Here is an 8,864-nt window from a genome sequence, read left to right as displayed (position 1 = left end):
CCCTTTCTCAAAGCCCGTTTCAAATTATCCCGAACTATTGAGAGTAAGAGGCATTTTCCGCATCTTCATAGGCGGCAATAATGTTATGGACGAGGGGATGGCGTACCACGTCATTCTTATCAAAAAAGTTAAAGGAGACACCTGAAACTCCTTTGAGGATATTCATGGCTACAATTAAGCCCGACTTTTGATGGCGCGGTAAGTCGATCTGTGTGATATCACCCGTTACAACCATGCGCGATTTGAAACCCAGTCGAGTGAGTACCATCTTCATTTGGGCAGCCGTGGTGTTTTGAGCCTCATCCACGATGATGAAGGAATTGCTAAGGGTGCGTCCGCGCATATAGGCAAGGGGGGCAACCTCAATAATTCCTCGCTCCATTAACTGCGGCACTCTCTCCGCGCCGATCATTTCATGCATGGCATCGTAGAGAGGACGCAGATAGGGATCGATTTTTTGCTGAAGATCGCCAGGGAGGAAGCCAAGGCTCTCTCCTGCTTCGACGGCAGGACGAGTAAGGATAATCCGCTCAAATTTGTTGCTCTGTAAGGCACTTACCGCAGCAACGGCGGCAAGATAGGTTTTACCAGTACCCGCAGGACCAACACCAAAGATTAAATCATTGGTTTCCATTGCTTGTACGTATTGTTGTTGGCGATAGGTGCGTGGCTGCACGGAATCACCACGGCGGTTGCGCGAGATGGTTGCCCGATCGCGCCATTCGCCCGAACGATCTTCGATGATTGCCTGACGTGCAGCACGAATATCTACGGCGGCGATCGTTTTTTCCTGCGACCACATGGGCTTAAGGGCACTAATCAACTTTTCCACGAGTTCGATCTGCTCGGTCGTACCATCAATTAATAGGTCTTGTCCCCGTAATACTAGCCGTACGCCGATTTCTTCGGCAATCAGTTTGAGATTTTCTTCGCGTGCCCCAGCTAGATAGATCGCACTACTAGGGGTTGGTAGGCTCAAAATATACGGTTCGATACGGGGAGTACCCATTAAATTCATAATCCTCTGTAAGTTTTGTGGAATATTTTCGCGAACGTATTTGAAACGTTTGTGAAAATTATTTGACAAGATTCTCAGCACCGCTAATAACACGGGCGGACAAAATTTTGTCGCCTAGTCTTAGTTTATCTAAAGTTTCCTTGCCATCGGTAACATAACCAAAAACGCTATAGTTACCATCTAGTAAATTCAATCCTGCTGGGGTCAACTCGGATTCAAATAGGTAGATAAAAAACTGTGAGGAGCCAGCATTGGCATCGTCATTGGGATGAGCCATTGCTACAGTGCCAAAAGCCGCAAAAGGAAGTACGGGCAATGTTCCCGACAATCCTTGTTCCTCAAAGGTCTTGCCATAGGTGGGGATTTTTTGATCGGGAAGGCGGACTTCAATGGGGACAGTTCTGTACTTACCTGTAGCTGGATCGACATAACCATCGATAGAGCCATTGGGGTCGCCTGTCTGTAAGTAATAGTTTTCGTCCGCACGGGTGAAGGTTAGCCCATCATAAAAACCTTGTTGTACGAGGTCGATAAATTGACCTGCATTAACTGGGGCGTTGAAGCCATCGACGGTGATGATCGCATTACCCTTTACGGTAGATAGCTCTACTTGGGCGCGTCCCTTAAGCTGAGGCAGGGAGGCATACTGGGCAGGTACTTCAAAGGGGAAGGCTTGGATCAAGTCTGCTTCTGCTAGCCCTACATAGTCCAAAGCTTTTTCTGATAAAGCTTTAATATTGTTACGATCCTTGACAAGAATTGCTTCCTGTAGGGGGACGAGAGAATTGCTTAAGCTGGTCAAATGCTCTGTTAGCAATCCTTGGCGATCGGCATTAACTTCAGCAATTAACTGGGCTTGATTTTGAACTAGGGTACGCGAGATCGTTTCAATATCTTTTTTAAGGCTGTTCCATCGCTTTAGATTGGTTTGGCGAGGCATTTGTTCTAAGATTTTTTGCACATCTCGCAATACTTCGCTGTCGATCGGTAAAGCATTTCTCAAGATGATGCGTGGATCCTTGATCGCGCTTTTGGTGGGCAACGCGGCGACACTTGGGGCGATCGCTACTCCCATTGTCAGGGATATTACCAAGACACAAGCGATCGCCAATTTTATGCCATGAGACCACCAGGATCGATGTAAAACGAGTTTTTCCTGTTTATTTTCCCGTTTATTGGTTCGATCCATACGATCCAAACTAAGATTTAAATTAAGATTCAACATTGCACCCAAAACTAAATTAGCCACTTAAAAAATGCTATTGCATTTGGTTGCACAGTTAGGCAAACTTATTTTGATTTCATGCTGTCCTATCTTTAAAAATTCACTATGGCGGACGCAAGTATCGACAAGACCACCGAGCGTGAGACCACCGAGCGTGAGACCGATAGTGAGTTTGATGAAACTGACCTATCCGCCTTGCAAAAGGATCGTTTGTTTAGATCGATCATGGCAAATGTGGCGGACTTAATTGCGGTGATCGATGCTCAGGGCTATCGCATTTACAATAGTCCTTCCTACTATCGAGTGCTCGGCTATACATCGGCAGAGCTCAAGGGCACATGGGCGTATGACAAAATCCATCCCGATGACCAAGCTCAGGTGCTGGAAGCTGCTGCTGAGACGTTAAAAACAGGAGTAGGTAAAAAATTAGAATACCGAATGCAGCACAAGGATGGTACTTGGCGGATCTTGGAGTCATCGGGCAGTGTGATGCGGGATGATCGAGGGGATGTGAAAAATATTGTGATTGTTGCCCATGACATTAGCGATCGCAAAAAGGAACAGTGGGAACGCCGTCGCGCCGAGAGAGCCTTGGAGCAGTCCCGTCAAAGTTATAAGGATTTGGTTAGGCGCGAGGAAATGTTAAACCGTCGCCTTGCGAGCCAGATCCGCAACTCCCTCGATCTCAAGACGATCATTGCTACGGCGGTGAATGAAGTACAGGATCTGCTGCTAATCGATCTATGTAATTTCTTTTGGTATGTGCCAAATACCGACCCCCCAGAGTTTCAACTAGTGCATTATGCCGTTAGTCATAGCTCCCTCGCTAACTCCGTCAGCTATCCCCTATCCCGTTTGACTAGAGTCGGTCAGCGCTTAATCAATCAAGAGATCGTGCAAATTCAATCGATTTATACTAGCTCGGAGTTAGATAACGTTAGTCGGACGATCCTCTCGGAGAGCGGGTTTACTTCGCAATTACTCGTACCAGTCAAGACCCGATCGCAAAAATTGGGGGTGATCGTGGCGGCGCATTGCCAAGGCAGTCGTCCTTGGAGTGCTGATGAAGTAGAGCTATTGCAAGCTGTCGCCAATCAACTAGCGATCGCGATCGATCAAGCCGAATTATTTGATTCTGCGCAAGCCAATGCCAACAATGCACAAGCGCAAGCATTATTGATCGAACAAGCCCTTGCGGATTTACAAAAGACCCAAAGCCAACTCATTCAGACGGAAAAAATGTCAAGTTTGGGGCAACTGGTGGCTGGGGTCGCCCATGAGATTAACAACCCCGTTAACTTTATCTATGGCAATCTCAACCATACCAATCGTTTTGTGCGACATCTCCTAGAGGCGATCGCTCTATATCAAAAAAACTATCCCGAACCCGTTCCTGAGGTTGCCGCATTCCTTGATGAGATTGATTTAGAGTTTTTGCAGCAGGATCTGCCGAAGATGCTGACATCCATGAAAATTGGAGCCGATCGCATTCGTCAAATCGTACTGTCTTTACGCAATTTTTCACGCACCGATCAAGAAGGACGCAAACCTTTCAATGTCCATGAAGGCTTAGATAGTACGCTCCTCATTTTACAGAACCGCTTCAAGTCCTATGGCGATCGTCCTGCCATTAATTTAACTAAGCGCTATGGCGATGTCCCGATGGTTGATGCCTACGCAGGGCAGCTCAATCAAGTATTTATGAATATTTTAAGCAATGCCCTCGATGCGATCGATGAGGCTCATGCTGACAAAAATATTACTAGTGAAATCTCAATTATTACCGAGTCATCCCCGCCCACAGAGGTAAATCAGCAGCCTATGGTGGCGATTCGGATTATAGATAATGGCAATGGGATTCCTGAAGATATTCGGAAAAAACTCTTCGATCCCTTTTTTACGACTAAGCCTGTCGGTAAGGGAACAGGATTGGGGCTATCAATTAGCTATCAAATTGTGGTAGAGAAACATCAAGGCAGATTGGAATGCTTCTCTAAAGTTGGGGAAGGAACCGAATTTCGGATTGAAATTCCCTTGTAAGGAACTCATACCAAATCACAAAATGGCGTAGCCATTTTGTGATTTTAAAACCCTTACTGGGTTTGGTGTTCAATTTCCAAAAGTGTAGCCACACTTTTGGAAATTGGTATCAGAAAAGCGATCGCGATTTAAAATCGCTCCCCAAAAACATTCCTCTATGATTATTGCCTCTTAAACTATGCATGGGCTAATCATCGATCTCGATTCCGATTTAGTCTTGCTTTTCTTCAAACACTTTACTGTGTGCCACTGCGCGATTGCCCCACCATGAAATCAAACTCTCCAGACAATAACTCCTCACCTTTGCAAAATATTTTTTCTTGGGTTAAAAATACACCTGAGCGAGCAATTGACGAGGCTTTTGAAGCGGCTGTCAGTATTAAACGTATTGAAGAAGAAAACTTCAATGGTAACAAAATCGTCAATGACGGTAGTTTTGGCAGCAGTGTCTTTAGTGTGTTTGAGATTCAACTTCAGAAGTATCTCAGAACTATTACAGGGAAGCTAAATTTTTACAAGGTGAGTGCGTCGCTTCCCTATTTACAGGCGCAAAGTTCCAGCAATCTTGCCAATACCGCGATCTCTAAATATGCTCCCAACGATCAAAGTAACGATCCTGTTGGCAACGGACAACTATCAGCCAATCAATTAGGTGGTAATAGCCGTAGATTTTCTATTTATCAAAAACTCGCCTTTATTGACTACACCCTTGAAAGGTATAACAGTGCCAGTAATCAGACAATTGATATTGCGGTAGATAATACCGATAAATCTGCGAGAAACTCTAGCTATTTACGCGATCGCGACTTAGCAGAAGGCGAAACAGATAGGGATGAAAAGTTTCAGCTCTTTAAAAACGACAAGCCCAAAAACTATCGTAAGGCATCTCAGCAAGTTTCACAGGTAGAGAAAAGTATTTTACCTGGATCATTTTTTAAAGCGTTCGATCGAGTCAAGCGCAATCTTAGCGGTTCCTACGTAGATTATGAAAAAGACATTGTTGAGGAATTACGCCAATCGCGGCAAAGGATTAATCAGGCTTTGCGCTATATCGTCGTGCTGGTGATATCAGTTCTTGCCGTACAGTTTTTATCAAAAATGTTGATATTTAGTCCGATGATTAATAGTTTCATCGACACCAGTAAGATGACTGTCAAGTTTAGCCCTGCGGTCGAAGAGAAAGCTTTTAATGAGCTGCGGATGGCAAAGGAAAGAATTGAATTTGATTACACGATCAAATCGATTATGCTCAGACAATCAGAAGAGAAATCTGGCGCATCTAAAGCTGAGACTGGCAAACCTGAGACTGGCAAACCTGAGACTGGTAAACCTCAGACTGCTAAATCAGAAGAATTAAAGAAACCTGAGACTGGTAAAGCTGAGACTGGTAAATCAGAAGAATTGAAGAAACCCGAAGACAGGGACAATCAAAAATCCGAAAAAAACTCATCTGAAGAGATCGAGGCGTTAATTCAGCAAGAATCTATTAAAATCCTCAAGAAATATAATGATGCAAGTCTTAATGGTATTAAGAACTTGTTATCTGATATTACTGCTGCCTTTGTGTTCTATCTTTTTCTACTTTCAGGACGCAAAGAACTAGCAACCATTAAAGAATTTCTCGATGAGATTCTGTATAGCCTTAATGACAATGCCAAAGCTTTTTTGATCATTATCTCCACGGATACCTTTGTAGGGTTTCACTCTAGTGAAGGCTGGGATGCTCTATTAACAGTTTTATTCGAGCATTTCGGACTGCCTGAAAATAAAATTTTGGCGCAATCATTTATCTCGACAGTTCCTGTATTTCTCGATGGGTTATTTAAATTCTGGATTTTCCAATATCTCACCCAAGCATCCCCTGCGACAGCAACCATTTATCGTGAAATGAATGAATAATTGGCACTATACTCAACCAAAACACGTTAAGATTTAGGATGGCTTGTGGAAATTGCTCTCTAAGCCAGTCTTTCGGGATAACTTTCATAAGTAAGTATTGACTTTGTTATTTCCAAATACAGCTTTATATTTAATATTTAGATATTTATAAATTCCCTATGATTTACGAAATTTTCATGCCTGCGCTTAGCTCCACCATGACTGAAGGCAAAATCACCTCTTGGGTGAAGTCTCCAGGAGATAAGGTGAAAAAGGGCGAAACTGTCGTGATTGTAGAGTCTGACAAAGCTGATATGGATGTCGAAAGCTTTTATGAAGGCTATCTTGGCGTAATTATTACTCCTGCGGGCGAATCTGCTCCTGTTGGTTCGGCGATCGCCTATGTTGCGGAGACCAAAGAAGAAATCGCTGAAGCAAAACAAAAAGCGGCAGGTCAAGCATCCTCCAATGGCTCGACTGCACCACAGAAAAACGAGGAGCCTCCAGCTAAGTTGGTTTCATCACCCACGGCGGCTTCTGTTGCCTCTATTCCTGATGTGGTAGTTTCTGCGCCACGCAAATCTGCCCCTGCGCCATCTGGACGACAAATTGTATCCCCCAGAGCTAAACGAATTGCGAAGGACAACGGTATTGATTTAGCCAAGATTGCTGGAACGGGACCTAATGGTCGAGTTACTGCCGCCGATGTCGAAGCATTCTTGCAGCCTTCGGCTCAGCCCGTAGCTGCTGCTGCAAGTATTCCCGTAACTGCCCCTGCACCTGTGGCTAAAGTTGCGGCTCCTGAGCTTGGCAAGGCTCAAGCCTTGACTACTTTCCAAAAGGCTGTGGTCAATAACATGAATCAGAGCCTCTCAGTTCCTTTATTCCGTGTTGGTTATACGATTACGACAGATGCCCTAGATGCTCTCTATAAGCAAGTTAAGACTAAAGGCGTTACCATGACGGCGCTATTGGCTAAGGCTGTTGCCGTTACCCTCCAAAAGCATCCTTTAATCAATGCAAGTTATAGCGATCGCGGGATTGAGTACAAGAGCAATATTAATGTTGCTGTCGCTGTTGCCATGGATGACGGTGGTTTGATTACGCCTGTTTTGAAAAATGCTGATCAAACTGATCTCTATAGCCTCTCTCGCGATTGGAAAGGTCTAGTCGATCGCGCCCGTGCGAAGCAATTGCAACCCGATGAATATAACTCTGGTACATTCACCATTTCTAACTTAGGTATGTTTGGTGTGGATCGCTTTGATGCGATTTTACCTCCTGGAACTGGTGCAATTTTAGCGATCGGTGGATCTCGTCCTCAAGTTGTGGCAACGAAGGATGGTGCAATCAAGGTTGCTAGTCAAATGCAAGTCAATCTCACTGCCGATCACCGTGTGATCTATGGTGCTCATGCCGCTCAGTTCTTGCAAGATCTAGCCAAGTTGATTGAAACCAATCCTCAATCTTTAACTCTGTAATATTTCTAGCTATTTATTAAAAGGTAAAAGGAGGTCGTAGTATCCAGTAGTACGACCTCCTTTTTGATCTGTAAGCTTATCCGTAGGATGTGTTAGCGCTAGCGTACGCATCCAAGTCTTGTTTATTAGTGCGTTACGCTAGCGCTAACAGCACCCTACCTACTAGCAAATTCCCGATAAGTCTGTAATGATCACCAACCCACCCTCAATTGTGTCTACTTGCAGTCTGTATCCACGAAGCATACTCATTCCAATTAGTGGATCTGTTTCTGCTGAATTGACTTCAATCTCCTGAGATTTACCATCCCAAATGGCTACTGCATCGTAAATATCAAACAAAACCTCACTACCATCTCCTAATGTTCCGCGATCGCGATAACTCCATGGCAGATCCAATTCAGTAATGATTTCGTTTGGGAGGCTTAGGAAACCTGTAAAGCCTGTATCGATGACAGCATTGATAGATTTTAGTTTGTTATTGTTTCGGACGACCACAAGAATCGTGGCTTCACAATTCTTATTAACGTATCCTTGCATCATAGCTTTTCTTTTAAGCTCCGCGCACCGAAACGGTGGACAGCGCGATAGCCAATTTTGACAACCCAAGTTTGGGAGTCAGGCAAGCGTTCTCTAAGACGACGAGTAGCGGTCATCGTATCATTTGCAATTTCAAATACCCCTGATTCAATATCAATCGCAACTATTTTGCCATGATTATCTGCTTCGACCTCTGGGAGGATTTGCGTTTGATAAATCAGATCGCCTCGTTGGGCAAATTCTTCTTTGCTATAGCGCGGTTGACGGACTGCCATAATTTGAATTTTCCTTGATCGCTGCTTTATCTGGCATTATAAGCGAATGGGAAAGCCTCCGAATAGATTACATTTCGCTAAGGCGTTGTTGCATGAATAAAAAGAAGACAAAAGAATAGAGAATATTAGGATAGATAATTAACGAACAACAGAACAGGAGACAGGTTTAGCAAGTTGAATCATGCGATTAAGCGCAGCACATTTGATGAACAACTCAACCGCCTGATTGTCAAATTTACGAGAACATAAAGTACCACCAAAGATCTTTTTGAAACGAAACATCGTGGTTTCTGCCAAAGAACGACGATGATAACCTGAGTCACGTTTCCATTTTTTACGCCCATGTTTACGGATATAACGGAGATTTTGGTCACGGGGATGTGGTGGAGCATTGGTATTGCCATGAAGCC

Annotated in this window: 7 protein-coding genes and 1 pseudogene; 3 read left to right on the top strand and 5 right to left on the bottom strand. The window is 44.2% G+C overall.

Annotation, left to right across the window (positions count from 1 at the left end; all coding sequences use genetic code 11):
• Positions 1-34: 34 nt before the first annotated feature.
• Both PSE7429_RS18520 and PSE7429_RS18515 read right to left on the bottom strand, forming a co-directional pair.
• On the bottom strand, positions 35-1,009 hold the full coding sequence (locus tag PSE7429_RS18520; RefSeq protein ID WP_009628853.1) for a PhoH family protein: 975 nt from the start codon (positions 1,007-1,009) through the stop codon (positions 35-37).
• Between the two features lie 67 nt (positions 1,010-1,076).
• Positions 1,077-2,207 carry a peptidylprolyl isomerase gene (locus tag PSE7429_RS18515; protein ID WP_071590175.1) on the bottom strand — a complete coding sequence of 377 codons (1,131 nt, stop codon included), beginning with the start codon at positions 2,205-2,207 and terminating at the stop codon, positions 1,077-1,079.
• 141 nt (positions 2,208-2,348) lie between these two features.
• On the opposite strand from PSE7429_RS18515, the gene PSE7429_RS18510 reads away from it, so the two are divergent.
• From PSE7429_RS18510 to PSE7429_RS18500, 3 genes are all read left to right on the top strand, one after another.
• On the top strand, positions 2,349-4,283 hold the full coding sequence (locus PSE7429_RS18510) for an ATP-binding protein (RefSeq protein ID WP_009628851.1): 1,935 nt from the start codon (positions 2,349-2,351) through the stop codon (positions 4,281-4,283).
• A 267-nt stretch (positions 4,284-4,550) separates the two neighbouring features.
• Positions 4,551-6,182 (top strand): envelope membrane protein, encoded by a 1,632-nt coding sequence (locus PSE7429_RS27320; RefSeq protein WP_009628850.1) that lies wholly within the window; start codon positions 4,551-4,553, stop codon positions 6,180-6,182.
• A gap of 158 nt (positions 6,183-6,340) precedes the next feature.
• Positions 6,341-7,642: a dihydrolipoamide acetyltransferase family protein gene (locus PSE7429_RS18500; protein ID WP_009628849.1), complete on the top strand. Its 1,302-nt coding sequence runs from the start codon at positions 6,341-6,343 to the stop codon at positions 7,640-7,642.
• A 162-nt stretch (positions 7,643-7,804) separates the two neighbouring features.
• On the opposite strand, the gene PSE7429_RS18495 is transcribed toward PSE7429_RS18500, so the two are convergent.
• From PSE7429_RS18495 to PSE7429_RS18485, 3 genes and pseudogenes are all read right to left on the bottom strand, one after another.
• The gene (locus PSE7429_RS18495) at positions 7,805-8,182 is read right to left on the bottom strand and encodes a clan AA aspartic protease (protein WP_009628847.1); all 378 of its coding nucleotides are present in this window, start codon (positions 8,180-8,182) and stop codon (positions 7,805-7,807) included.
• The gene (locus PSE7429_RS18490) at positions 8,179-8,454 is read right to left on the bottom strand and encodes a hypothetical protein (protein ID WP_009628846.1); all 276 of its coding nucleotides are present in this window, start codon (positions 8,452-8,454) and stop codon (positions 8,179-8,181) included. Before PSE7429_RS18490 ends, PSE7429_RS18495 begins: the two co-directional genes overlap by 4 nt.
• Positions 8,455-8,592: 138 nt before the next feature.
• A pseudogene (locus PSE7429_RS18485) lies at positions 8,593-8,864 on the bottom strand (IS5/IS1182 family transposase); the annotation flags it as partial.

The organism is Pseudanabaena biceps PCC 7429 (assembly GCF_000332215.1).
GTDB classification, from domain to species: Bacteria; Cyanobacteriota; Cyanobacteriia; order Pseudanabaenales; family Pseudanabaenaceae; genus Pseudanabaena; species Pseudanabaena biceps.
The sequence above is the reverse complement of the archived record's forward strand: the minus strand, read 5'-3'. Positions and strand labels throughout refer to the sequence as shown.

Excerpts from the sequence above, each read along its gene's own strand:
- PSE7429_RS18520 (WP_009628853.1), bottom strand. The coding sequence starts at position 1,009 with ATGGGTACTCCCCGTATCGAACCGTATATTTTGAGCCTACCAACCCCT.
- PSE7429_RS18515 (WP_071590175.1), bottom strand. The coding sequence starts at position 2,207 with ATGGATCGAACCAATAAACGGGAAAATAAACAGGAAAAACTCGTTTTA.
- PSE7429_RS18510 (WP_009628851.1), top strand. The coding sequence starts at position 2,349 with ATGGCGGACGCAAGTATCGACAAGACCACCGAGCGTGAGACCACCGAG.
- PSE7429_RS27320 (WP_009628850.1), top strand. The coding sequence starts at position 4,551 with ATGAAATCAAACTCTCCAGACAATAACTCCTCACCTTTGCAAAATATT.
- PSE7429_RS18500 (WP_009628849.1), top strand. The coding sequence starts at position 6,341 with ATGATTTACGAAATTTTCATGCCTGCGCTTAGCTCCACCATGACTGAA.
- PSE7429_RS18495 (WP_009628847.1), bottom strand. The coding sequence starts at position 8,182 with ATGATGCAAGGATACGTTAATAAGAATTGTGAAGCCACGATTCTTGTG.
- PSE7429_RS18490 (WP_009628846.1), bottom strand. The coding sequence starts at position 8,454 with ATGGCAGTCCGTCAACCGCGCTATAGCAAAGAAGAATTTGCCCAACGA.